This window comes from Myxococcus qinghaiensis (genome assembly GCF_024198215.1).
Lineage (GTDB): Bacteria > Myxococcota > Myxococcia > Myxococcales > Myxococcaceae > Myxococcus > Myxococcus qinghaiensis.
The window spans coordinates 95966-119225 of the sequence record NZ_JAKCFA010000030.1 but is presented as its reverse complement, the minus strand read 5'-3'; the positions used below and the strand labels follow the sequence as shown (position 1 = coordinate 119225).

The 23260-nt window shown below is 66.1% G+C and carries 20 protein-coding genes; 9 read left to right on the top strand and 11 right to left on the bottom strand.

Features of this window, described 5'->3' with window-relative positions; translation table 11 throughout:
• Positions 1-124: 124 nt before the first annotated feature.
• The 3 genes from LZ199_RS39880 to LZ199_RS39870 form a co-directional block, all read right to left on the bottom strand.
• The gene (locus tag LZ199_RS39880; RefSeq protein ID WP_253999045.1) at positions 125-2686 is read right to left on the bottom strand and encodes a PPC domain-containing protein; all 2562 of its coding nucleotides are present in this window, start codon (positions 2684-2686) and stop codon (positions 125-127) included.
• Between the two features lie 119 nt (positions 2687-2805).
• Positions 2806-3687: a DUF2381 family protein gene (locus LZ199_RS39875; RefSeq protein ID WP_253999049.1), complete on the bottom strand. Its 882-nt coding sequence runs from the start codon at positions 3685-3687 to the stop codon at positions 2806-2808.
• A gap of 55 nt (positions 3688-3742) precedes the next feature.
• Positions 3743-5719 (bottom strand): serine/threonine protein kinase, encoded by a 1977-nt coding sequence (locus LZ199_RS39870; RefSeq protein WP_253999044.1) that lies wholly within the window; start codon positions 5717-5719, stop codon positions 3743-3745.
• A 299-nt stretch (positions 5720-6018) separates the two neighbouring features.
• Here LZ199_RS39870 and LZ199_RS39865 point away from each other — a divergent pair, with 299 nt between their 5' ends.
• The 3 genes from LZ199_RS39865 to LZ199_RS39855 all read left to right on the top strand — a co-directional run bounded on the left by LZ199_RS39865 (position 6019) and on the right by LZ199_RS39855 (position 7925).
• Positions 6019-6237, top strand: coding sequence for a hypothetical protein (locus LZ199_RS39865; RefSeq protein WP_176437305.1), 219 nt, complete (start codon positions 6019-6021; stop codon positions 6235-6237).
• The gene (gene map, locus LZ199_RS39860; RefSeq protein ID WP_253999043.1) at positions 6237-7232 is read left to right on the top strand and encodes a type I methionyl aminopeptidase; all 996 of its coding nucleotides are present in this window, start codon (positions 6237-6239) and stop codon (positions 7230-7232) included. The genes LZ199_RS39865 and map overlap by 1 nt, the downstream gene beginning before the upstream one ends.
• 306 nt (positions 7233-7538) lie before the next feature.
• Positions 7539-7925 (top strand): hypothetical protein, encoded by a 387-nt coding sequence (locus tag LZ199_RS39855; protein ID WP_253999042.1) that lies wholly within the window; start codon positions 7539-7541, stop codon positions 7923-7925.
• A 48-nt stretch (positions 7926-7973) separates the two neighbouring features.
• On the opposite strand, the gene LZ199_RS39850 is transcribed toward LZ199_RS39855, so the two are convergent.
• A complete protein-coding gene (locus LZ199_RS39850) occupies positions 7974-8303 on the bottom strand; it encodes a DUF2917 domain-containing protein (RefSeq protein WP_253999041.1) in 330 nt (109 codons plus the stop codon).
• Positions 8304-8501: 198 nt separating this feature from the next.
• Here LZ199_RS39850 and LZ199_RS39845 point away from each other — a divergent pair, with 198 nt between their 5' ends.
• The gene (locus LZ199_RS39845) at positions 8502-9938 is read left to right on the top strand and encodes an aminotransferase-like domain-containing protein (protein ID WP_253999040.1); all 1437 of its coding nucleotides are present in this window, start codon (positions 8502-8504) and stop codon (positions 9936-9938) included.
• Between the two features lie 7 nt (positions 9939-9945).
• Here LZ199_RS39845 and LZ199_RS39840 read toward each other — a convergent pair whose 3' ends face one another.
• The gene (locus LZ199_RS39840; RefSeq protein WP_253999039.1) at positions 9946-10635 is read right to left on the bottom strand and encodes a hypothetical protein; all 690 of its coding nucleotides are present in this window, start codon (positions 10633-10635) and stop codon (positions 9946-9948) included.
• Positions 10636-10774: 139 nt separating this feature from the next.
• Between LZ199_RS39840 and LZ199_RS39835 the strand changes: the two genes are divergently transcribed.
• Positions 10775-11011, top strand: a complete 237-nt coding sequence (locus LZ199_RS39835; RefSeq protein ID WP_253999038.1) for a hypothetical protein — start codon at positions 10775-10777, stop codon at positions 11009-11011.
• A 122-nt stretch (positions 11012-11133) separates the two neighbouring features.
• Here the strand turns inward: LZ199_RS39835 and LZ199_RS39830 are convergent, their stop codons facing one another.
• The gene (locus LZ199_RS39830) at positions 11134-11751 is read right to left on the bottom strand and encodes a hypothetical protein (protein WP_253999037.1); all 618 of its coding nucleotides are present in this window, start codon (positions 11749-11751) and stop codon (positions 11134-11136) included.
• 194 nt (positions 11752-11945) lie between these two features.
• Between LZ199_RS39830 and LZ199_RS39825 the strand changes: the two genes are divergently transcribed.
• Entirely contained in the window at positions 11946-13076 is a 1131-nt protein-coding gene (locus LZ199_RS39825; protein WP_253999036.1) for a hypothetical protein, read from the top strand.
• A 71-nt stretch (positions 13077-13147) separates the two neighbouring features.
• Here the strand turns inward: LZ199_RS39825 and LZ199_RS39820 are convergent, their stop codons facing one another.
• From LZ199_RS39820 to LZ199_RS39805, 4 genes are all read right to left on the bottom strand, one after another.
• The gene (locus LZ199_RS39820; protein WP_253999035.1) at positions 13148-13351 is read right to left on the bottom strand and encodes a YjzC family protein; all 204 of its coding nucleotides are present in this window, start codon (positions 13349-13351) and stop codon (positions 13148-13150) included.
• A gap of 137 nt (positions 13352-13488) precedes the next feature.
• Positions 13489-13959, bottom strand: a complete 471-nt coding sequence (locus LZ199_RS39815; RefSeq protein WP_253999034.1) for an NUDIX hydrolase — start codon at positions 13957-13959, stop codon at positions 13489-13491.
• Entirely contained in the window at positions 13959-15365 is a 1407-nt protein-coding gene (locus tag LZ199_RS39810) for a TIGR02269 family lipoprotein (protein WP_253999033.1), read from the bottom strand. Before LZ199_RS39810 ends, LZ199_RS39815 begins: the two co-directional genes overlap by 1 nt.
• A 94-nt stretch (positions 15366-15459) precedes the next feature.
• Complete coding sequence (locus tag LZ199_RS39805) at positions 15460-16758, bottom strand: hypothetical protein (RefSeq protein WP_407667332.1); 1299 nt, start codon at positions 16756-16758, stop codon at positions 15460-15462.
• Between the two features lie 482 nt (positions 16759-17240).
• On the opposite strand from LZ199_RS39805, the gene LZ199_RS39800 reads away from it, so the two are divergent.
• The gene (locus LZ199_RS39800; RefSeq protein WP_253999031.1) at positions 17241-17627 is read left to right on the top strand and encodes a toll/interleukin-1 receptor domain-containing protein; all 387 of its coding nucleotides are present in this window, start codon (positions 17241-17243) and stop codon (positions 17625-17627) included.
• Positions 17628-17632: 5 nt separating this feature from the next.
• Complete coding sequence (locus LZ199_RS39795) at positions 17633-21373, top strand: HEAT repeat domain-containing protein (RefSeq protein WP_253999030.1); 3741 nt, start codon at positions 17633-17635, stop codon at positions 21371-21373.
• On the opposite strand, the gene LZ199_RS39790 is transcribed toward LZ199_RS39795, so the two are convergent.
• A complete protein-coding gene (locus LZ199_RS39790; RefSeq protein ID WP_253999029.1) occupies positions 21354-22670 on the bottom strand; it encodes a hypothetical protein in 1317 nt (438 codons plus the stop codon). The genes LZ199_RS39795 and LZ199_RS39790 overlap by 20 nt on opposite strands.
• A 372-nt stretch (positions 22671-23042) precedes the next feature.
• Here LZ199_RS39790 and LZ199_RS39785 point away from each other — a divergent pair, with 372 nt between their 5' ends.
• Positions 23043-23186 carry a hypothetical protein gene (locus LZ199_RS39785; protein WP_253999028.1) on the top strand — a complete coding sequence of 48 codons (144 nt, stop codon included), beginning with the start codon at positions 23043-23045 and terminating at the stop codon, positions 23184-23186.
• Positions 23187-23260: the final 74 nt, after the last annotated feature.

The following is a 23260-nucleotide window of genomic DNA, read 5'->3' as shown; positions in this document are numbered from 1 at the left end:
CCCCATGCCGACCACCATCTCATCGAGGTAGGCGCTCAGCGCCTCATCCAGCTTGCGCAGATGTGCGGGTGTCATCCCGACCGTAGATCATGACCGCTACCTGGATTCAAGTGACCGGGTAGTACTAATCCTGGCGCACGAAACGGATGCCGTACCAGTCGTTGCCGACGCGGGCGCGCGCGGAGAAGGCGCCTGTCTTCATCTGGTAGTCGTACGTGGCGTCACCGAACCCGATGTTCCAGTCGAAGGTCCAGCGGTTGGACTCTCCATAACACTGCGGCTTGCGGGCCTCGCCGATGGTCCACTTGAGACGATTCTGTTCGGCGAGCTGCATCACGCGCTTGGCGTACTCCTTGTAGCGCTGGCTGAACGTCGAATCGATCGAGTCGATCATGTTCTTGACGATGCTCTCATAGAGGTTCTGGTACGTGTTGCCGATGAGCGAGTTGAAGATGCTGTTGAGCCACTGCCCTATCTGGGCCGTCGTCACCCGGTAGCCCAGGGCGCTCGCGTTGACCTTGAGGTTCATCGTCTTCACGACCCAGTTGCCAATCTTGTAGTCCGCCAGGCCATCGAACTTCGGCTGGGCCAGGGTGTTGAACTGCTGCGGAGCCGGGAAGATGTAGTCCGTCCAGAGGTACATGTTGTCGATGGAAATCACCATCTCGTCGGCGTTCGAGGGGCCCCAGTAGGAGACGAACAGGAAGCGCTTCTTGCGCTGGAGCTTCGCCTTCACGCCAATGCGCTCGTAGATGATGCTGAGCGGCTGCCAGGTGTGCTGCGCCTTGAAGACGAAGCGCCGGTTGTTGGTGACACCCACGTTCTCCGAGCGCCGGAAGTTGGAGCCCACGGGGAAGGACGCATAGGAGAGGTTGGCGGGCGGAGTCGTGTTGCACGCAAGGGTGTCCTTGCAGAGGAACTCGCGCAGGCCGTTGTAGGCGGTGGGGCCCGTGCAACCCGCGGACAGCCAGGGCGCCCCCGGCTTCTGCGTCACGGGGACCTCCTGTACCGAGGCCGTGAACGGCCAGAACTTGCGGCAGTAGGTGAGCGGGTCGAGGTTCGCGCCCGAGGTGCAGTCGGTGTCGTGGGTCCAGGCTCCGGACGCCGTCGTGTGCAGGTTGACCTTGCCCCACCAGTACGCGATGCGGCCGTTCTCCCCGCCCTTGTTGCCCTTCTCCGTCAGGGAGTCAGCGCAGGAGGCCTTCGACTCCTGGACCTCGCTCTGCTCAGCCAGGGTGTCGGCCCCGGACGACTCGCCCTCCTGGGCCCGGAGCTTCTGGGTGAGGGTCTGCGCGCCGCCGCCCTCCTCGTCATTGCCCAACAGCTTCATGTCGGGCACGCCGTAGTCCCGGCCCACCGCGCGCGTGACGCCCGGCATGACCTGGTACCTGCCATTGCCCAGGGACGTCTCACCCGGCACCGAGGTGTAGTTCGGGTCGACGTTGATGGCGTATTTGTTCGCGTTGTACCAGCTCCGGTACGCCGCGAGCTGAGACAGCTCGACGGTGAAGACACCCAGGTTCGTGATGTGGCGCAGCGTGCTGCCCACGACGACCTGCAGCTCGGGGTCGACGAGCTTGCGGATGGAATCGTCGTCGGTGAGGTAGAGCTTGAGGTCGTTCAGGTACTCGGCCTCGGTGACGTCGACGATGGCATCACCCGCGGGGTCGCTGAACGAAGCGACCTTGAGCGCCGCGAACGCGCTGTTGAAGCCCACCGGCAGCATCTGCGCCTGCGTCAGCGGCGCGGTGACGGTGTACGCGAGGGTGCCGGTGCAGGCGACCGCCGCGTAGCACCCCAGGCGGACCTCGTACGTCCCGCTGGTGGCGACGGTGAAGTCGATGCGGCTGCCCCGGCCACCACAGGCATCGTCGCTGCTGGCGATCACCGCGTTGCCGCCGTTGAGGACGCTCAGGTAGGTGTCACCCGTGAAGGCGGACCCCACGAGGCCACACGTCCCAAGGCTGAAGGACTGCCCCTGCTCGAGCTGCAATGACAGGGTCGCGTGGTTCTGGGTCGCGCTGTTGGTGTTCGCGGTGTTGTAGGAGACGAAGCCGCTCGAGGTCGCCCCGGCGCCAATGGCGTCGTTGACGACATAGGCCGTCGTCCCGCTGCAAGAGTTGCCGGAGTAACAGCCCATCCGGACCTGGTACGTGCCCGTGGAGGGCGCGGTGAAGGTCGCGCGGCTGCCCGAGCTGCCGCAGGCGTCGTCGCTGTAGGCGACCTGGTTGTTGGCGCCATCATAGACGCGCAGGTAGGTGTCTCCCGAGGCCACCGAGCCCTCGACACCGCACGTACCGACGTCGAAGTCCTGGCCCGCCAGCAGGTAGACGGTGAAGGTGACGTAGTTCTGGCTGGCGCTGTTGGTATTGGCGGCGCTGTAGGCGTGCTTGCCGGTGATGGAGCCGGTGGAGGGAGCCTCCGCGGCATCGAACGCGCGCAGGAACCGGGTGAAGTCCGTCTCGGAGTTGAACTGGAGCGTCCCCGTCGGGAAGTTGCTGTTGACGACGAGCGTGGGGGCCACCCAGGGGACGGCCGGGCTGCCGCCGCTGGCCAGCGCCTCCGACTTCCTCTCCGCGAGGGGCGCCGGCTTCTCCCCTTCCAGGGCCTCGCCCCCCTCCCCGCCACACCCCACCCAGCCAAGGGCCGCTGCTGCCAAAAGCGCTCGGAATGCCTGATGTTTCATCGATGAACTCCTCACCTGACCACGGGACATGGATGTCACTGCGAGTGAACTCGTGTCTCACGGTTTTACAGCTTTTTCAAGCTAGTGCTGTCTGGCCAGATGGGGCGGGTATTACCCGCTCACATCCGAGGGAAGCGCACGGGTCTGAGGATGAGGGCCCGTGAGTCTTTCTCGTCGCGGAGCTCGAGTGTGTAGGTGCCTTGCAGTTCGCGTGAGCTCGCCTCTGTCTCCAGGACGAGCAATACCTCGGTGTCACCCTGCGTCAGGGGCTTCGACTGCCAGACCCGCAGCTCACGGGCGCGGCGACCCATGGCGTCCGTGAGCGTGGCTCGGCTCGCGGTCCAGGGTGAATGGCCACCGGCTGAAGTCAGCACGATTGCCACCGCGACGCGGGAGATGCTCCTGAATGCCTGCGCCTGGATGTCATGAGACAGAATGGACGGGGCCGTTGGGAGGTCCCGGCCGAGTGTGTCGCCGAGAAGGCCCTGTTCGTCGATGAGCCCCGCGGCGAGAAGCCCTGTCAGGCCTGTTGGACCCTTCTCCGCTCGAAGCCTCGCGTTCTCCTCACGCAGCCTCAAAAGCTCGCCTTGGAGCTGGGCGGTCTTGCTCGGTTCGTCGCGCACGCTCGGTGAAGCACTCACGATCTCCACCTGCGCATCGAAGTGCCCCGGCGTCACGACGAGGAGAAAGCTTGCTTCCCTGGGAGTGGAGCCGTCCTCGTAGCGCAGGGTCAGGCGAAGCCGCGTGCCTTCCTGGAGTTTGTCCGAGGGTAGAAGCACGAGGGTGTCTTCGGCCAGGACCACACGGTGAAAGCGCTCCCGCTCCTCCAACGTCACGGCGTCTCGTGCGAGAGGCGTGTCGAACAGGAGCACGGTGGTGCCCCCAGGACGAACGAAGATCTCGGCGGGTGCTGGAGCAGGTCGTGTCCCCAGTTCGATGCGACGAACCTCCGAGGACGGCGGCGACGTGTGAGATTGGGCCAGGGCGGGCCCGTTCCACATGCTCATGGCGACGAGGTACACGACGAGCGGCAGGATGGGGCGTGGACGACGCGCGCTAGTCCTTGTCACCGAGCTCCTGGAAGCGATCCACCACGCGCACGGAGAACTTGTTGAACACGACGCCATGCTCATCGTCGCTGCCTGCCTTGGTGGGAATGCCATACACCCCTCTTTGATTGGGGTCGATATACGACAGGCAGACGGGGTAGCTCTTGCCCTGGAATCGCGCCTCGACGACTCGGCCATAGACCCGGTTGGGGGTGACGTAGATGTTCGTGATGAGTTCCGTGCCTGGGCGGAGCACGCCGATCGACCGGTCCAGATGGGTCGAGATTCGAGACTCTCGGAGGGTGATGTCAGCGCCGACAAGCCCGGTAATGTCCCTCTCCCCGATGGAGGCGGCCCCTTGTTTATCCATCGGCATGTTGAGCCGCTCCATGGTCGCCAGTGCTCCGGGCGGGCAGTCCTCGGCGGGCGGTACTGGCTGGTGTTTCACCAGGGCCGGTGTGCTGGCGCAGGCGAGCCCGGTACAAGCCAGTGCCACCTTGGACAGACGGACCGGGGACGAGGAGCGCTGCTTCACGGGAGCGGGGGGCGACGCGGACAGGGCAGGGGCCTTCTTCACGGGAGTGGGGTCCTGGAGTGACGGCGCCACGGGGGCGACGGTCGCGGGGATGGGTTCCGCCGATGGCGAAACCGCGACTCCGCCACTGTGCGGCGACTCACGCGGGCTGGCCAGTTTATGACCAGTGGGGGTGGTCATTTCATGGGTGACCCGTGGAGTTGTCTGTCTCCATCCGACCATGAACCAGCTCCCGAGCACGCTCAAGGCCACCACCCCCACCAATGGCAACAGCAGGCGTCGATAGGGGTGGGCATGTATCCGTCGCGCCTGGCCCTCCAGCGTGGCGTATCTGGGCGAGGACCACGGCGCGGCCCGCGGTGGGGGACGCAGGGTGCCCAGCACCGTGGCCCACAGTTGTTGCAGCCGGGCCCGTGCCTTCGACGGCGGCTTGCGCAGGTGTGAAGCCCACTCCGGCCGGCGCACGCGGCGCAGGACTGGAGACGGCTCCCCGTCCACGGCGGCGAGCGGGGGCTCCGCCCAATCAAAGAGGGGTTCATCCCAGGGCTCGCCGGGTGCTCCTTCCAGGAGGGCGACCAGCGTCGACGCCAGCTCCGCGCCGCTCTGGAAGCGGTGCGCGGGGTCCTTGTCCAGCATCCGATGGACCAGCGCGTCGAGCGCGGGAGGCACGCGGGGGTTCACCAGGGAAGGCGCTGGCGGCTCCTGCGAGGTGATGGCCGCGCACAGCACGTCCGCCGGCCAGTCGGGGAGGAAGGGGTAGTGCCCCGTGGCCGCGCGGTACAGGCAGACCCCCAGGGCATAGAGGTCATCGGTGGCCAAGGAGGTGTAGCGGGCATCCGGGCGACGCCAGTGGCGCTGGTGGAAGCGGATGGCCTCCGGGCTGCGCAGGTAGAGCGTGCCCGGGGGCAGGGGGCCGGTGGTCAGCGTGGGCGCACCGGTGTACACGCCGGCGCCCAGGTCGATGAGCACCGGGTCTCCCTCCGGGGTCCTCAAGAGGATGTGCTCCGGCTTGAGGTCCCGATGCAGCACGTCCCCCGCGTGCAGCGTGTCCAGCGCCAGCGCCACGCGACGGAGGGTCTCCAGGAGCTGCCGGAAGGTGGGGTTGTGGTGGTCCGCCCAGACGTGGAGCGGCGGCCCGGGCACCCAGTCCATGACGAAGTAGAAGTACCCGGTGACGATGTCCGGCCAGCGGCCACACGCATGCACCGCCACCACGTTCGGGTGCACCGCCCGGTCCAACAGCAGGGTGAGCTCGCGCAGCGCGCGGCCCTCGGACGTGTCGCGGGCCAGCTTGAGGGCGAAGTAGCGCCCCGGCGCGTCGATGGGCTCCACGCGATAGACGACGCCATAGCCGCCCACGCCCAGCCGCTCGATGACGCGCCAGCCGCTGGAGATGACGAGGCCCGGAGGAAGGGCGTCCGGATTCATCGGTGGGGTCCGCGTGCTCATGGTCGTCAGAGGTCTCCTGGGAGTCCCTGAACCTAGCAGGTTGAGTGCCCGCCAAGTGACCTGCGATGGTGGGTCTCCGACAGGTGACGTCCCAGGCAGGGGCCCGAGGCTCCCGGGACACGTGTGCCCATGAGGCGGGGCCTGTCGCGCTGGGCGGGCCCGTTCAGCCCCGGCGGCCCAGACGCTGTCCGGAAGGCCCCAGCAGGGGCTGTCCGCCCGGCCGCTCCCCACCCGGGGAGGCGGTAAAAGCCGTGCGCCGGGCCGTGTCTAAGGGTATAGACAGGCCCTTCATGTGTCCCATGGTGAAGACCGAAGACCTCATCGACGCCCAGGGCGTGGCCGGCCTGCTGCAGCTGCGCCACTCCAACAGCGTCAGCACCTATCTGCGCCGCTACCCGGACATGCCCCGCCCCATCCTGGACCTGGGCACGGGCCGTCCCCGGTTGTGGTTGCGTCCCCAGGTGCTGCGCTGGCTGCGCGCCCGCAAGTCGGACACGGTCCACACCGGAGTTGAGTGATGACCACCGCCAGTCCCCGTACCCCTCCCGCCGTGCTGCCCGGACCCAATGACGTCTGCTGGTGTGGCAGCGGCACCAAGTACAAGAAGTGTCACCGTGGCGCCGACGCCGTCGAGGCCCGCAAGAAGGGCCCCGAGGTGGCGCGCCACGGCATCCGGCCGGGCATCATCAGCCCCCGCCGCGACGTGCCCCTGAACATCCCGCGTCCGGACTACGCCGCGTCTGGCCGCCCGCTGCGCCGGGGCGGGGACTCCGACATCAAGACGCCGGACGTCATCGCGCGCATGCGCCGCGCCTGCAAGGCCGCCGCGGAGGTGCTCCAGGAGGTGGCGGGCCACGTCCGCCCGGGCATCACCACCGACGAGCTGGATGCCATCACCCACGAGGCGTACATCCGCCGGGGTGGCTACCCGAGCACGCTCAACTACCACGGCTTCCCCAAGTCGCTGTGCACCTCCGTCAACGAGGTCATCTGCCACGGCATCCCCGACAGCCGCGCGCTCGAGGACGGGGACATCGTCAACCTGGACATCACCATCTTCCTGGATGGGGTGCACGGGGACTGCTCGGCCACGTACTTCGTGGGCACTCCGCAGCCGGAGAGCGAGCGGCTGGTGCGAATCACGCGCGAGTGCCTGGACATGGGCATCGCCGCCGTGAAGCCCGGCCGTCCCGTCAGCGACATCGGCCGCGCGATTGAAGAGCACGCCACGAAGAACGGCGTGAGCGTGGTGCGTGCCTACTGCGGCCACGGCATCGGCGAGACGTTCCACACGGCCCTCCAGATTCCGCACTACTACGAGCCGGAGGCCGACACCGTCATGCAGACGGGCATGATTTTCACCGTCGAGCCGATGATCAACCAGGGCGGCTGGGGCCACCGCACGTGGGATGACGGGTGGACCGCCGTCACCGCCGACGGCAGCCGCAGCGCGCAGTTCGAGCACACGCTGCTCGTCACCGAGCAGGGCGCCGAAATCCTCACGGTGCCCTGAGTCGTCTCATCGTCCCGAGGCCCCCTCGCGCTGCAGGGGGCCTCTTCGGGCGGCCACGGTGTTCCCGCGTCGCCCCGCGGTCCGAGCCCGCCGTGTGAAGGCAGACAGTCTCCGGCTCGCGGACTTCCCGACACGAGGGCTTCATCCCTGTCGCGGAGTCGACGCCACCGTCAGATGACCTCCCAGCCTCGTCGGGACGGTGCGCTATGACGTGCGCCCTGGCCGGGGCTCGACGTGTCTGGCTTTCGCGACGCGGAGCGCTCCGACGAGGGACTGTCCACGCGGTTGTGTCGCCGGAGGCGCGCCATGGCTCTCGATATCGCTGTCGACCCCCAGTCGCTCAAGAGCGTCCAGGATGTCATCCAGACGCTGGAGGGGACCTTCCAGGTGGACTTCATCCCGGGCGTCCTGAAGAAGCTGGAGGAGAAGCTGCTCGTGGAGCGCGCGGCGTTCCGAGCCAACGAGCTGACGCAGCGCTACGAGCTGGACCTCTACTTCGGACTGAAGGCCCCCGAGGTGGAGGACTCACGAGAGTCGTTCCTGAAGGTGGGGATGAGCATCACCATCCAGCCCGAGGTGGTCTCCAGGGGGCGCAGGCCCGCGCGGTATGACGGCACGTTGGAGGTCCCGCTCGCCGGCGAGGCCGTCACCCATGTGCCGTTCGCGCTCTATTTGAAGAGGAGCCTCCGGTAAGGCCCAGCTCAAGTCCGTCCTTCGACTCAAGGCCCGCGCGAGGAGGACTCACGGGGGACAGGACCGCTGGCCGTCTCTCGCGAGGCGGAAGCGCGCGGGCCTCAGGGCCTGCACCACGACGTGGCCTGTCTGCTCCAGGCTCAGGGTGGCGCCAGGCTCCAGGACGTAGTCCCTGGAGTCCTGCTCGAAGGTGAGCCAGAGCCGGCCCTCGGTGCAGGTGAGCGACAGGCCCTCGCTCCCTTGCAGGCGACGGCTCCAGAGCGCTCCCTGGAACAGGCCGATGCAGCCAGCCTCCGCCTCCGGGTGGGCTCCCGGCTTCAGGTGATTCCACAGCATGCTCCACCAGTCCCGCCCCGACAGAGCGAACGTCGACTCCATGGCTCCATGACCTCCTCGCGAGAGGCAACATGCGCCCTGCCACGGGAACAGAACAGATGCAGCCGATTGTCATTGTGACCAGTACAGTCCCGGAATGGGAAACTGTACCGGTCCGGCATGAGGGCAGGTGTATCTGGGCAGCGGGCGGCGGGGCCGCTACCGATACGGGTCGCGGGACGGCATCTCGACGGAGGTGGCATGGGCGCGCTGGCACACAAGGCGAAGTTGTACGAGCAGGTGGCCGAGCGACTGGAGGAGGCCATCGCCGCGGGGACGCTGCGCGCGGGAGACCGGCTGCCCTCGGTGCGCCAGCTCAGCCTGCGCGAGCGGGTGAGCATCTCCACGGTGCTCCAGGCGTACCTCCATCTGGAATCGGTGGGACTCATCGAGACGCGGCCCCAGTCGGGCCACTACGTGCGCCGTCGCGAGCGGCCCCGTCTGGCGGAGCCGCAGGTGTCCCGGCCCGCGACGAGCGCCACGCCCGTCACCGTCAGCGGGTTGGTGTCGCGGGTGTACCAGGCGATGAGAGATGCGCGCACCGTGCAGCTCGGTGGCGCGTGGCCCGCGCCGGAGCTGCTGCCCACGCGGCGACTGTACCGGGAGCTGAACGCGCTCACTCGGGAGGCGGGTGACGTGGGGGTGCTGTACGACGTGCCGCCGGGGTGCCCGGAGCTGCGGCAACAACTGGCGCGGCGCTCACTGGACTGGGGCGGGGCGCTGGCGCCCGAGGACTTCATCATCACCTGTGGCGCGGCGGAGGCGATTCATCTGTGCCTGCTCGCGGTGGCGCGCACGGGGGACACCATCGCGATTGAGTCGCCGGCGTACTACGGCACGTTGCAGGCGATTGAATCGCTGGGGCTGAAGGCGCTGGAGATTCCGTGCTCGCCGCGACATGGGATGGAGCTGGATGCGCTGGAGGCCGCGCTGGAGCGGCGGCGCGTGGCGGCGGTGCTGGTGGTGCCGAGCTTCAGCAACCCGGTGGGCAGTTGCATGCCGGAGACGCGGCGGCGTCGGTTGGTGGCGATGTTGGAGGCGCGAGGTGTTCCGCTCATCGAGGACGACTTGTATGGCGACCTGCACTTCGAAGCGGAGCGTCCGCGCACGTGCAAGTCCTTCGATGCGTCTGGAAACGTGATGCTGTGTGGCTCGTTCTCGAAGACGCTCGCGCCGGGTTTTCGCGTGGGGTACGTGGCGCCGGGACGGTTCCGCGAGCGGGTGGAGCTGCTCAAGTTCTCGCACACGATTGCCACGGCGTCGCTGCCGCCGCTCGCGATTGCGCGGTTCCTGGAAGAGGGCGGGTATGACCGGCACCTGCGCGCGCTGCGCCGCCATCTCATGTCCCAGGTGGAGAGCATGGCGGAGGGCGTGGCGGAGTACTTCCCGGAGGGGACGCGGGTGGCTCGGCCGTCGGGTGGCTCGCTGCTGTGGGTGGAGCTGCCGCCGAAGGTGGACTCGCTGGAGCTGCATGCGCGCGCCATCGAGGCGGGCATCAGCATCGCGCCCGGACCCATCTTCTCCGCGCGGCCGGACTCGTATCGGAACTTCATCCGGCTGAGCTGTGGTCAGCCGTGGACGCCGCGCATCGAAGCGGCGGTGTCCACGTTGGGGAGCCTGGCGCGCAGCCTGGCGTGACGGGGCTTCAGCGCGCGAAGAGCAGGCCCAGGCCCTGGCGGGAGGCCTTGTCCAGGGCGTGCGTGGCCGCGTCGAGCGCGCGGGCCGGGTCTCCGCGCCTCGCGAGGGTCAGCTTGCGCTGGAGCCAGGAGCGGATGCGGGCGGAGCGGAGGTGGGGCTTGTAGTCGGGAGCGCCCTCGAGGTGCTCGCGCAGGCCCTCGCGAAGCTGGCGGACCTCCGAGCCTGTCCAATAGCCGAGGGCCGGGTACGCGCGCTTCAAGCCGGTGTTCGTGGGAGTGTCCTGTCCGGGCAGGCGGCCCCAGACGGCGAAGCGCCAGAGTCGCTGGATGGGCTCCGCGCAGGACGCGCCGACGACGGCCTCCGCCGCCTGGACGTCGTACTCGCTGGGATGCAGCTGCGTGGCCAGCTCCAGTGGCTCCCCCCGTGCGTCCTCGCCCAGGTGGACCAGCTCGTCCGCGAGCACGTCGAGCAGGTCCCAGACGCCGTCCTCGAGTCGCTCGGGGAGCCGCGTCAGCGTGTCTGCGCCGTGCTGGGAGAGGTGGTCCATCAGCTCCAGGAGCAGGACTTCGTCATCGTCTTCCTCGGGGTCCTCCAGGCCCTCGGCCACGGTGGAGCGCATGGCCGCGAGGCGCGCGCGGGTCAGGACGCCGGCGAGTCCCTCGGGGGGAATCAGGAAGAAGGAGACAGGGCTGCTCATGACCCCTGTGTACACCGACCGGCGGCGGGCCGCGCGGGGTTCAGAATGCCTTGGACCGCCGTCGCGAAGGTCCAAGGCATTATGTCATTCTTCGGGTTGAAGTCCTTCAGCCACATCCACGCAGAACCAAGGGGAGCACATGCGAAAGACCTTCCTCGCAGTCGCATTCGTGGCCGGGTTGTTGACGGGTTGTGGTGGCGCGGAGGCAGATGAGGCGGAGGACATGCAGGAGGTCGCGCAGCCGCTGGATGCACGCGCGGCCTGTCTGGAGGCCTGCTCCGTTCAGGCCGGAAGGTGTTGGCAGAACGCCACCACGCCGGCGGCCCAGGCGTGGTGCCAGACGATTACCGAGCGCTGCCCTCTGAAGTGTCAGTAATCCAAGACGAGTCGCAGGCTCGCGGTGCCTCCAGGTGAAGCACCGCGAGCAGCTTCACTCCAGTTTCCGGCCCGCGGAGGGTTGCCTCGCGGGCCGTCAGGGCTACACCCGACTCACGGCGTTCAGCAGTTCAGGTTGATGCGGATGAAGTCCACCATGGACTCGTTCTGCATGCGGAACTGCAGCATGTCGCCCACGGCGGTGATGGGGAGCGGCATGCACAGGAAGGCGGTCTGGCCCGGGTTCCACGTCGGGGTCAGCGCGGGCGCCACGGCCGTGCTGGCGATGATGGGGAAGCTGTAGGTGCCGAAGTCCGTGTCATGCACGGTGATGGTGTCGTTCTGGGGCGTCGTCGGAAGCGCTCGGGAGTAGGCGCAGAGCGTCAGCGTGCAGAACGGCGTCTGGGTGAAACAGCTCCGAAGTCCGTGCCGCAGCGTGGCCACGGTATGGCGGTTGGAGGTGGCGTCATCCAGCGTCTTGAGCTGGCTGACGGGGATGCTGTTGGCCGCGAGGTAGTTGACGAACTCGGGCATCGCCGTGGGGGCGTAGGGCAGCGGGTCCGGTCCCCCGGCGAAGTTGTCGGCCGTTCCGAAGGTGACGGACATGTTCGGGGTGCAGACGGCCTGCTCGGCCTCGCCCACGGCTCCGTCATCGAGGGTGGGCTCCTCGGCGGAGCCACAGGCAGTCAGGGCGAAGGGCAGCAGTCCCAGGGCGAGAAGCGAGGAAGCGGAACGAGGCATGGAGGGTCCTCCAGGTCGATTGGGTACGGTGGCCGTGAGGCCGTGCGGGCCGGTGAAAGTGGCATGGCCAGCTCGGCCCACGAGTGAAGCCTGCAATAACACCGGGCATGAGTCCACGACGTGGTGCATGGGCTGCTCTTCGGAGGAGCCATGCGGCAGGATGTCGACGTGGTCGTCATGTCCAAGGACTCCTGATGAAGCGCTTCCCCGTGTGTCTCGCGCTGCTCCCTCTCCTGGTCACGCTGCTCGCGGGAGGTGCGCAGGCGGCTGAACTGAACGTGACGTCGCTCACGGTCATCCCCAAGCCGGATGCGGAACAAGGCCCTCCGCAGGAGGCCATCCAGATGCCGTTCATCACCCACGACAGGCCGGAGCTGGCCGCCAACATCAACGACAGCCTGTTCATCAATCGGTTCAAGGCGCTGGCGCCCGTGAAGGCGGAGCCGCGACTGCCGGCTGACGGCTTCGACCTGGCGGGCCTGGCCGGTCAGACATTCAATGTGGCGCGCAACGATGCGCGTCTGCTCACGATTCATTTCGATGCCGAAGGCTGCGGCGCCTACTGCGAGACGTACAGTGTGGCCTACAGCTTCGACACGCGGACGGGTCGCCAGCTCAACCCGAGGGAGTTGTTCACCCCTGCCGGCGTGCGTGCGCTGAGCCTGCGCATGCACAAGGAGAAGCAGCGCGTCTACCGTGCGCAGGTCGCGCGGCATGAAAAGGAGCTGAAGGCGTCACGCAAGAAGAAGGATGAGCGTGAGACGATTGACGACCTGGAGGAGCGCATCGCGTTCAACCGCGAGTGTCTGGCCAGCGTGGAGGCCGAGGGTGACGAGGTGCGCGCCAGGAAGTCTTTCAATGAGCGCTGGGAGTTCAATGCGGCGGAAGCCCGCATGACGGCGGAGCGCTGCAGCAACCACGCGTCGCGCGCGCTCGATGACGTCGGCACCGTCAGCCTGTCACTGCCGTATGACTCCCTGCGTCCGCATCTGACGGCCTATGGCAAGAGTGTGCTGCTGGGGGAAGGACAGGCGTCGTCAGGCGAGGTCTGGGGTCAGGTGCTGCGCGGTCGAATCGGCAAGCTGCCCGTCGTCATGATGCTGGAGAAGCAGGACGACGGCTCGGTCTCCGGCGTGTACTTCTACGAGAAGCATCGCAAGCCGATTGAGCTGTCCGGTCAGGCGGAAGGCGGGAAGCTCGACCTTCAGGAACGTGATGCGGACGGCAACCCGGCGGCGCGTCTGCAACTGGAGGTCGGCAAGAATCTCCTGCGCGGTGAATGGGTGGGCAAGCAGTCCTTGTGGATGGAATTGCGCGCGCCCTGAGTCGTGCGGACGCCTGGCAGCGGGTGCTGCCCCGACCGGTTGGGTACTCCGGGCGGGGCAGCGGGGGCTGGCTAGAGGATTTTCGTGAGCTTCCAGTAGGCCCCACTATTGGTGGATTTGATGGGCGGGAAGGTCTCGTCCATGTCGAGCTCGATGTACTGCTCTTCGGCGGTCGGCGCGCGGGCGGTCGGGTTGTTCGTGTAGCCGTCGAAGGTGTATTTGCCCTTGGTCGGGCTCTTCTCGCCTGTCTTGAACCGCTGTCCCACGGTCGCCATGTTGATCTCCTCTTCCGTCCTTGTGGGACGGGTTGTCGTGCCGGCTGGCACGACGTGAGACTTTGGAGATGTGGACAGGCATGAGCCATACCTCTCAAGAGGTAGATGTGCCCAGGCACTCCGATGTTGTTGCCGGCTCAGGCTTCTTCGTCGGGAAGGAGCGTCCGGAGAAGCTCGTCGTCCGGACCAGAAGGACACCAACCAGCGGGTGGCGGATTGGCGCGAAGTGCAGCCCTGGCCTGCTTGACCCGCTCCTTATGGGTTTCCGGGGTATATGCCGACCAGTGGCTGAACACGATGGCAACCTCCGTGAGAGCATCGTCATCCAAAACGGCGGGCCAGCCATTCGGGAGGCATGCGTGCAGTTCGCGCACGAACTGCCCGCGCACCAGGCGAGTGAGCTGTTTGCTGCGCTCCGCCTCGGCCACCAGACCGCTGAACACCTGCACTCCAGCGATGTCGTCCTTGCCGAGCTCCTCGGCCAGCGCCACCAGCGAGGCGGTGGGGCGTGCCTCGGCAAAGGCGGTCAGCGAGTCGTAGCCTCGCTCGCGGACCCGCTCATGCAGGCGAGCCTTCCAGTTCCCCTCCCAAGGATGGTCGGCGGCCATCACCGTCGCCCTGGGGTGAAGTTCATCGGGATGTAGTAGCGATTCATGTTCTCCCCGACGATCCTCAGGATCGTATTCCGCGTCAACCTCCGGCCAGCTTCAGCTTCGGCATCGCGCAGCGTCTCCATGATCATCCGATTCCATTCTCCGGGCCATGTGCGTCCCAGACGCCAGCTCCCGCCGCCGTGAATGGCCTCGTGATGGGCGCGTTCCAGCCTCACGCAGAAATTGTCGATGTCCAGGTCGCCCGTGAAACCACGCTGCTCGAACCACTCGCGATGCTCATTGGGCATGACGTGATGCTTCGGTGCCTCGGACATGCCGGCTCCTGCTTTGTCCGTCACCCGCATGCCGCGCACTTCGGGACTGTCCCCGAGCGCGTCACGAACTCCCTTGGGCAAGTCTTGATGCGCTTGTGCCATCAGGACTTGTCCACTGTGGATGCGGACGGCCGCGCTGATGACTGGAACGGAGATGATGCCTGCTTGCACGAGCCGTCGCATCATCTCCACCCACTCGGTGGAGACGACGATTCGCGAGCCCGCCATGACTCCACCTGAGCTCATCACGAGACCCGCGCCCAACGTCGCCGGTGCGGCCGGAGGAAGCCGTGGTAGTGACATCTTCAGAGTGGAAACCAGGGTGAGCATCTCCCACACCTGCACCGCGGCCATGACTTTTCCATCGGCTTCCATGGTCGCGCGGGTGTCTCGATGGAGCGCATCGAACTCACGGGTCAGCTCTCCCATCAGTTCGGGCATCGCGGTGGCCGCCGCCTCGACCCGCTCGGGGTCCAGTGACGCGAGCTCCGTCAGCCGTGGCTCCATCAGTCCCTTTACTCGATGGAGGACCACGAACATCTTCTCGGAACTGCACATGAGACAGTGTCGGGAAACAGCATCAGCGAATTGGAGGAAGTCAAACCAGGTTGCCAGCAACAGGTTGCCGAAGAGGACAGCTTGGAGTCGAGGCCCCGACATGCGGAGGAGGCCCACTTCCGTGCTTGAGTCCCCGACTTCCGACGCCACTTCCGCGAGTGCCGTGGCGCTCCCGAGCGCACCACGAAGCCACGTCAGGTGATTGGAGCCGTGGTCGAGGTGTCGCGCGAAAATGTCGTTGAGCCCCCACCCGCCGAGAGTGGCAGGCCGCGTCGCGAATCGGGAGAACGCGTCTCCAACGCCATCCATGGAGACCTTCAGCTCTGCAATGGCTTCGAGGACGGCTTGACGCGGCAGCGCGTTATTTTGTCCCCCGCCCCCCACAGCTCCTTGGATGCGGGGCCCAACGAGTGTTGCGTCGTTGCGTGGCCCCAGGTGTCGCCACAGCCGTTGTTGCATCTTGGGGCCGGTGATGGAGTGAGGGCGTTGGTCGCTCGACGCTTCAACCCTCGTGGGATGCGTGACCATGCCTGGCTCGTAGCTCAATGTTCCTCCACGTCCGGGAGAATTCGTCCCCGAGGCACAGCCCGTGACCAGCAGCAACACGGCCAGCAGCGGGGTGCTAGCGCGCATTGTCCACCCCCAGTCCCACCGAGGCGAAGGCCCCCGGCCGCAACTGCGCTTCCTTCGTGGGAAACAGCAACGTGCCGCCTGTTCCCATCGCGTAGAGCTTTCCGCCCAGGACTCGCCAGCGGACTTCCGCTGCTCCCAGGTAGCGCGCGCCCGGCTTCCCAGCTCCGATGGCGAGTCCCTTCAATGCGACTTCCACGCTGCGCTCGAAGAGCTGCACCACGATGCGACCATCCACGTCGAGGCGTCCCCAGGAGAAGGCTTCCGCGCCCAGCGACAGTTTCAGGTGTTTGTAGAGCCCCCCGTAGCTGACCGCGTCCCAGCCCACTTCCGCCTCTCCGAACGCGGAGTAGCCCTCCGGAAAGGACGCCTCCGCGAGCGGAAGGTCTTCAGGGCCCGCTGCCTGGAAGCGCGCCAACTCGTAGTCCGCGCCAAAGAAGCCTTGGCGGAAGCCGCCATGCTGGCGCCTCGCCTCCAGTCGAAGTCGCAGGTGGAGCTTCTCAGTGAGCACGTCCACCCCCGCCCCCACGACGGCCCCCCAAGCGCCTCCTTGACCAGGACGGCCTCCCCATCCGGCAATCAGGTGGACCTCGTGGTCAGGCCGCAACAACACCCCCGCCGTTGCATCCAGGTGCGCCAGTGTCACCGAGGGCGCGAGGCCTCCCGCTTGCCCCCAGTCATGCACGGCGGACAGGCCGAGGGTGTAGCGCCCTTGCTGCTCGGGCTGGCCGAAGAGAATGTGCTCCAGGTCCAGGGAGAGTTCCGCGCCCATCAACCGCGCACCCAGCACGTCCGAGGCGAATGCCTCCGCATGGATTGGACCCAGCGTGGCGGTGAGAATCCCCCCGGCTGGGTGGTAGTCGGGATGGGTTCGATTGGAGTAGCGGCGGACGAGATGCCCGGAGAGGAGTCTGTGTTCCTCCAGGGGGCCGAACCAGATGCCCATCGGCGCGTTGTCCGAGCCGAACTTGAGGCCGCGAATGAGTTGCCCCCAGTCCGAGAGCGAGTCCCAGTCTTCGCGACGCATCAGGCCCGCACCAGAACCACCACCCCACATGCGGAACCGTATGGGAGCGCCCACGTTGATGCCGAACTCGGGGCCACCGTCAATGATGAGTGTGGGCTCTACCTGGATGAAGGCTTCGTCGTTGCCCGCGCCCGTGCGAGGCACCAGCGCCAGCGTCGTCGCTTCCACCCGTGTCAGGTAGTACCACCTGCGCTCAGGAGGAACTGGTGGGCTGGGGTCCACACCTTCTGCGGAAGCGGAGACCTCCGAGACCCACCCTGCCATGAGGAGCAAGGGTAACAGCGTGGTCAGAGTGCTTTGTTTGCTGTGCATATAGGCCTCCAGGGGGTGTCCCGACATGGGGCACGAGGACCACAAATCGCCCAGCCGACTTGAGTGGCTCGCGCGGTGTCGGTTTACCGCGTCCTCGCTTGTGGCTGGTCCCATCCAGGCCCACTGGGGACGAATGACAAGCACCAGCTCGGCACTCGTGGCGAAGCGTGCGTGTTGACGGTCATCGCGGACGGGAGCGGATGATGGACGCGGAGGGGGCGTGCCGCGGAATGGAATGGCCGATATGGGTCGCGACCGACGCCATCACCGATTCCTTGGTGGGGACGTCCAGGCGCGGCGCAGTTGTTTTTCACCCACCCTTTCGAGGTGGAGGGACTGGCCCGAACGTGGAGCCGGGTGCCGTGAATCCGCGCCCGCACATTGCCTCTGGCGGTAGAATGCCTGGATTCGTGGGGGGAGCCCCCAGGGGGATCATGGCAAACGTCTTCATCTCGCATCGCTCGTCGGACACCGCCGAAGCCGAGCGGCTCGCGCAGGCTGTCCAGGCCGCTGGCCACAAGGTGTGGTTCGACGACTGGGAACTCAACATCGGTGACTCCATCGTCGGCCGGATGAACGAGGGACTGGAGGGAGCCGCCTACCTCGTACTTTGCTACTCATCCTCGGGCGTGGACTCACCGTGGATGAGTCGCGAGTGGCTGTCCGCCCTGGCGCGTCAGATGTCGGGCCCCGGCGTCAAGGTACTGCCCGTGGTGCTCACAGGCGGAAAGCCTCCGGCCATCCTGGCGGACATCAAGTACGCCGACCTCGTGAAGAACTGGACCCACGGCGTCGCGGAGCTCCTCCGCGCCATCAAGTGACCACCATGAAGCGGCGGGTCTTCATCGCGCACGCCAAGGGAGAGGTTGCGATGGCCGAAGCCCTGGCCCGGCCTCTTGCGGAGGCTGGGTACGAGGTCGTCCACCACGGCACTGTCCTCGTCGGTGGGTCATTCATGGAGGAAGCGCAGAAGCAACTCGCGGCGGACGGTCCGGTGGTGGTCTGCGTGACGGTGAAGGCGGTCGGTACGAACTTTGCCCATCGTCTCGTGAATGCGAGCAGGGAGAGCAAGCGCGGTCGGACCTTCCTGATGCAGATGGAGGAAGATGCATACGTCGATCTCCTCTCGCTTGATGAGGAGGTCCCGGAGTGGTGGCGAGACCATGCCGCCGCCGAGCAGCGGCTTGTAGAGACCTTGAAACAGTACTATCCGCTGGATGAGAGGGCCTCTGTCCAGATGGCGCGATTCGATGCGGAACGGCGCTACCGCCAGCTCGCATTGGAGGCGTGCGACATCATCAACCTGGCCAACCTGCCAGAGGGCGAGCGCGATGTCGTCAGTCGGAAGCTTGAGCTGCGCAAGCTCTATGTCCCCCTGCGGGTCAGGGTGGAGGCGTCCTCACAGGATGAGGCGGCCGACGCCCGGCTGAAGGCGCTGGAGCAGCGTCGTGCTGCTTCACTGCGGGGAGTTCCTGACACCGAGATGCAGGTACGCTTCCCATTGGGAGAGCGACTGGCAGAGGCAAAGCGATTGGTGGTGCTGGGAGACCCGGGGGCGGGGAAGTCCACGCTCATCCGGTGGCTGGCGACGGCCTACCTGCTGCGGTTGAAGCAGGATCCGGAATTGAACGCCCTTCCGGATATCGCGACGCTGCCTGACCGGCACTGGCTGCCCATCATCGTCCGGTGTCGCGACCTGGACCCAGCCTCCATTAGTGGCTCGCTCAGCAGCATCCTCCGGCATACGTTGCGCAAAACAGAGATGCTGGAAGCGGAAGTAGAAGTCTTGCAGGCGGTCCTGCTCCAAAAGCTCGCCGAGGGAGAGGCCCTGTTGCTCATCGACGGGCTCGATGAAATCTCCGAGGCCGGAGCGCGCGTCCGCTTCTGCGAGCAACTCGAGAAGATCCACGTTGCCATGCCGGCTGCTCCTATCGTGGTGACCTCGCGCGTCGTTGGCTACCGCGAGATGATGGGGCATCGCATCGGCCGTGGCTTTGAGCATGTCACCGTGGATGACCTGTCCCCTGAGGACAAGGATGATTTCGTGCGCCGCTGGTGTGCTGTGACGGAGCCCGCCGAGCGCCGGGCCACTATCGAGGAGGAACTGATCTCGGACATTCACAGCACTGACCGGATTGAGCGGCTCACGGGGAACCCGATGTTGTTGACGACCATGGCGCTCGTGAAGCGCAAGGTTGGCAAGCTCCCCCGCCGTCGGACGGACTTGTATTGGGAGGCGGTGCAGGTACTCCTCAACTGGCGCCGAGCGGAGGCGAACGATCCGCTCGAACTATGGGAAGCCTTGCCGCAGCTCGGTTTTGTCGCCTACGCGATGTGTGATCGTGGCGTGCAACGGCTTCGCCGGGATGAGGTACTTTCCCTGCTGCATCAGGTCAGGGAAGAATATCCACGGCTCCACGATGTACGGCGCCATTCTCCCGAGAACTTCCTCATCCTTATCGAGCGATACACGGGCATCCTGATTGAGTCAGGACATGAGAAGCACCAGGACATGAGTGTACCCGTCTATGAGTTCCGCCATCTGACGTTCCAGGAATATCTCGCGGCGCGAGCGCTCGTGCACCACTGCTTCCCTTCTGCACCACAGAACTCCCTGGCGGAGAACATCGCTCCGCTAGCAATGAAGCCGGCGGCGGTTGGCGGCCAGGAGGAATCGCATGTGCAGCATGCCGCGAGTTGGCCAGAGGTACTTCGCCTCTGCGTCGCCATCTGTGGGCACGTTGACGTTGATGCCGTGCTGCTGGCTATCTTCACACCACTTCCGGGTGAACCCTTGGAGACGGCGGTGGGATTACGCGCATTCCAGGCGGCGCTATGCCTGGTAGATGAGCCCAATGCATCGGACGAGGTGGCGCGTCGCATCCTGCTCAAGCTCGCCGAGCACCTCGACTACCTGGAACCGTCACCAAGTTTGGTGCCCATTCTCTCGCTACTGATGGAAACGCGTTGGAACTGGGAGTTGATGCTCGCACTGGCGCATGAGTTCAGAATCCGTGAAGCCCACGAGCGAATTCTCTTCTGGAGGGTCGTCCGTCGCTTCGTGATGGAATGGAAATATGAGGCCGGGACGACTCCCCAGGACTGGGTTGCCTTGTGGGTTGCCAAACTCTCGGCGAAGAATGACCTCGAAGTCATTGCGTCGGCGCTCAGGCTTTCGGTGGAGAATTTCTGGAAGGAAGACTGCACGCCTCCGTCCGTTCAAGGAGATGAGTTGATGGCCCTGATAGCGCGAGGGGGTGCGGTAGCGCATGCCTCCGCCCTGGCCCTGCATCGGTTGAAGGACTCTGTTAATTACGGAGAGCTCTGGTCGCCCACCCCCACGCAATTGGAACAGCTCGCCTCTGTGTATGCCTCCGAAGTTTCTGATACAGGGGCGCTGATTTCGCTGACGAGCATTCTGGGCAGCGAACGAGTAGAGAGCTCCGTTGACGCCATCATCTCCAGGCTGAGGAGTGAAGACTCGGCTCTTAGAGCGGCAGCCGCCAATGCACTGGGGGTTCTCCAAGATGTGCGGGCACTAGCTCCGTTGGCCCAGGCCATCAAAGACACGGATCGCAAAGTGAAGCGGATGGCGATCTTGGCGCTGGGATACCTGCGTGACATAAACTCTCTGGAAATGCTGAGCGAGAGGCTTCAGGACCCCGATGAAGACACTCGGTCCGCTGCTGTTGAAGCGCTTTCCCTTCTTCCGGGCTCGGTTCCTGTCACTGCGCTACGAGAAGCAATCGGAGATCCGAGCGAGGAGGTTCGGCACACCCTGGTATGGCGTCTGAGGGAACGCATGGAACTCGCGGACATGGAGCTTCTCATCAGGTTGCTGGATGACCCAGTCGCCGCGAACCGACTCGGAGCGATTCGTATCATGGCTGAGCTGAAGTCGCCCCTGGCTGTTGCACCGCTGTTGGCCTGGATGGAGCGACCGCTGGAGCCACTGGCGGAGGGTGATTTCCTGGCCATGGCGCTTCGGGGACATGGTTTCTTCAAAGGGCGGTTCCTAGATCATCGGCTCCTGTGGACGGAGGCAGCATTGGCTTTGGGCGAGATTCAGGATTCGAGCGCTGTCGAGCCGCTCCATGACTGGCTCGGCCAAGTGGATGAGGAATTGCGCCCCGCTGTCCTTCATTCACTGGGCAAGATTGGCGATACATGCGCCGTGGAGTGGTTGGTGCCCTGGCTCTCAGTGGCAGACGAGCGCACTTCCTTGGGCGCAGCGGAAGCGCTCGCACGACTGGGTGACGGTCGGGGAAGGGCTTTCCTCATCTCGAAGCTTGTCTCCGAGTCCTTCGAGCTGCGAGTGGGAGCTCTGGAACTCCTCGCAGGACTGTATCCGGAGGACGAAATGGACGAGCGCCTGCTGCTCGTCCATGAGTACCGTGACACCCTCTATATGGATCCAAGCGCCACGGTCGACGATGCACGGCTGAAGGAGATCGAGGAGCAGATGGGAATCCCTCGGGACGAGGCACGGCGGGGTTTCGAGGTCCTCGTCCAGAAGATCCCCCTTAAGCTGGCGTGGCAGGTGCCCGCTACTCCCGCAGCACGGTGAGGCCTGTGTCGGTCAGGACGTAGAGCATGGCGGGCGCCACGGTGGGGTCGTACACGAGCTGGAGCACCTGCTTTCCATTCACGGAGTCCACGCGGGTGAGCGTCTCCCCATCCTCCTCGATGCGCCACAGGCCCTGGTCATCGGTGCCCACGTAGACGATGCCCCCGTCGGTGGCCGCCAGCGCCGTCACGTTGTCGGAGGGCAGGTCGGTGATGCGCGTATAGTTCGCGCTGGAGCGGTCCGTCTGCTCCATGCGCCACAAGCCGAAGTCACGGCTGCCCACCCAGGTGGTCCCCGTCTTCGTGCGGGCAATCGCGCGCCAGTGGTCGAAGGCCTCCAGGCTGTTGAGCTGGGAGTTGTGCCCTTTGTAGCTCCAAGGCACCGGACCCTCCCAGGTGCGCTCCTTGTCGAAGTCCTCCAGCACGCCATTCGGCTCCAGGATGCCCACCAGCCAGTCATTGGCCACCAGCACCTCACCGCCGGGCCCGATGCCGAGCCCCCAGTTGAAGCCCGCCTGGAGTGACTGGGACACGCTGCCGTCCGCGCGCGGTGTCTCCAGATACCAGGCCGCGTGGCGGTGGCTGTTGTACGTGAGGCCCCGAACCAACGTCACACCGTGGTTGGTGCCGATGTAGACATCTCCCCGGTCCCTGCCGCGCATCACCCGCTGGCAGGCGAGCACCGAGCGGTCCTCGTCGTAGTGGAAGTCATTGGTGTTGCGGATGCCGAGCTGCTGCTGCCCGCCAGACACTCCCGCGCTGCGCCACAGGTGCTCCTCCAGCACCACCTGGCCGTCGGACTCCAGGCGCACCGCGTCCAGGTCGCCCTTCTGGTACTCCGCGAACCGCTTCGCGGTGTAGTGGGGCTCCCCTTCCACGGGGATGTATGCGTGGGGCTTGTCCGGCACCTCCGGCTGCAGCTCATAGGTGTGGTAGCCCACGTAGGCGCGCCCCGCCTCGCCGCCGCAGATGACGGTGGAGCCGAGCGCCTTCTTGTCCCGCCCGAAGCCCTCCGCCGCCTGCCCCACGCCGCGCGTCCACGTGGGCGCCGTGTCGCCGGGACGCAGCACGCCAATCTCCGCGCCCTTCAACAGCCAGATGTTGTGCCCCTCGTCGACGCCGATGCTCCGGACACCCGCGCCAATGCCAAACGCCGTCGCGTAGTCCTTCACCGCGTCCAGGGGCCAGGGGCCAGGGCCATCCGGCGAGTCGACGTCATCCCTGCCCGAGGACTCACCGCATGCGCCGAGGAACACCGCCATGCCCACCGCCGTCGCCCATCGCCACCCGCCGTGCATGCACCCTCCCGGCATCTCAGTGCTGCTGGATACACAGCAAGGCGTATGCCCGGAGGGGATGGGAAAACTCCTTCCCACCGTGGCGACTCCAAGGGGAGACGGCACGGAGGTGGGCGTGATTCGACTGGAAGATGACGACCCGACGGTGAACCGCTGTCGCCAGGACTGGAGCCCGAGGGAACGCCGGTTCCTCCAGGTCGGTGTAGGGCCTACCGTTGCATGCGGGGTGGAGCCCCCCGAGCCGCCTCACGAGGGAGGACCAGGGGACATCGTGGTGTGGCCTGCAGGGGCCTGGGAGGAAGTATCCTGTCCGGAGAGGATGGCGTCCGGCGGGCCAGTCCGTGCGGCCATGCTGGTGCTCGGAGGTGTCTCATGTCGCAGTCCACCCGTTGGCTCGTGGCAGGCGTTGTCGGGGCGCTCCTGGTGGCTGGAGGAGCCGCCTTCCTGTGGGCGCGCGCCGCGGTGAAGCGGAGTCCCTCCATCATCCATCCCGACGAGGAAGGGCCCCGCCGGTAGAGCACCCGGCACGTCTCCCACTCTCTCCCGAGTCACACCCGTGGAGGCCGTGAAAGACATTCAGGGGCTTGTTC

Coding starts and splice junctions, on each gene's coding strand:
- LZ199_RS39845 (WP_253999040.1), top strand. CDS start 8,502: ATGGGCGCGCTGGCACACAAGGCGAAGTTGTACGAGCAGGTGGCCGAG.
- LZ199_RS39800 (WP_253999031.1), top strand. CDS start 17,241: ATGGCAAACGTCTTCATCTCGCATCGCTCGTCGGACACCGCCGAAGCC.
- LZ199_RS39825 (WP_253999036.1), top strand. CDS start 11,946: ATGAAGCGCTTCCCCGTGTGTCTCGCGCTGCTCCCTCTCCTGGTCACG.
- map (WP_253999043.1), top strand. CDS start 6,237: ATGACCACCGCCAGTCCCCGTACCCCTCCCGCCGTGCTGCCCGGACCC.
- LZ199_RS39850 (WP_253999041.1), bottom strand. CDS start 8,303: ATGGAGTCGACGTTCGCTCTGTCGGGGCGGGACTGGTGGAGCATGCTG.
- LZ199_RS39855 (WP_253999042.1), top strand. CDS start 7,539: ATGGCTCTCGATATCGCTGTCGACCCCCAGTCGCTCAAGAGCGTCCAG.
- LZ199_RS39835 (WP_253999038.1), top strand. CDS start 10,775: ATGCGAAAGACCTTCCTCGCAGTCGCATTCGTGGCCGGGTTGTTGACG.
- LZ199_RS39875 (WP_253999049.1), bottom strand. CDS start 3,687: ATGTGGAACGGGCCCGCCCTGGCCCAATCTCACACGTCGCCGCCGTCC.
- LZ199_RS39830 (WP_253999037.1), bottom strand. CDS start 11,751: ATGCCTCGTTCCGCTTCCTCGCTTCTCGCCCTGGGACTGCTGCCCTTC.
- LZ199_RS39795 (WP_253999030.1), top strand. CDS start 17,633: ATGAAGCGGCGGGTCTTCATCGCGCACGCCAAGGGAGAGGTTGCGATG.
- LZ199_RS39790 (WP_253999029.1), bottom strand. CDS start 22,670: ATGCACGGCGGGTGGCGATGGGCGACGGCGGTGGGCATGGCGGTGTTC.
- LZ199_RS39820 (WP_253999035.1), bottom strand. CDS start 13,351: ATGGCGACCGTGGGACAGCGGTTCAAGACAGGCGAGAAGAGCCCGACC.
- LZ199_RS39865 (WP_176437305.1), top strand. CDS start 6,019: ATGGTGAAGACCGAAGACCTCATCGACGCCCAGGGCGTGGCCGGCCTG.
- LZ199_RS39810 (WP_253999033.1), bottom strand. CDS start 15,365: ATGGTCACGCATCCCACGAGGGTTGAAGCGTCGAGCGACCAACGCCCT.
- LZ199_RS39870 (WP_253999044.1), bottom strand. CDS start 5,719: ATGAGCACGCGGACCCCACCGATGAATCCGGACGCCCTTCCTCCGGGC.
- LZ199_RS39880 (WP_253999045.1), bottom strand. CDS start 2,686: ATGAAACATCAGGCATTCCGAGCGCTTTTGGCAGCAGCGGCCCTTGGC.
- LZ199_RS39815 (WP_253999034.1), bottom strand. CDS start 13,959: ATGGCCGCCGACCATCCTTGGGAGGGGAACTGGAAGGCTCGCCTGCAT.
- LZ199_RS39785 (WP_253999028.1), top strand. CDS start 23,043: ATGTCGCAGTCCACCCGTTGGCTCGTGGCAGGCGTTGTCGGGGCGCTC.
- LZ199_RS39805 (WP_407667332.1), bottom strand. CDS start 16,758: ATGGCAGGGTGGGTCTCGGAGGTCTCCGCTTCCGCAGAAGGTGTGGAC.
- LZ199_RS39840 (WP_253999039.1), bottom strand. CDS start 10,635: ATGAGCAGCCCTGTCTCCTTCTTCCTGATTCCCCCCGAGGGACTCGCC.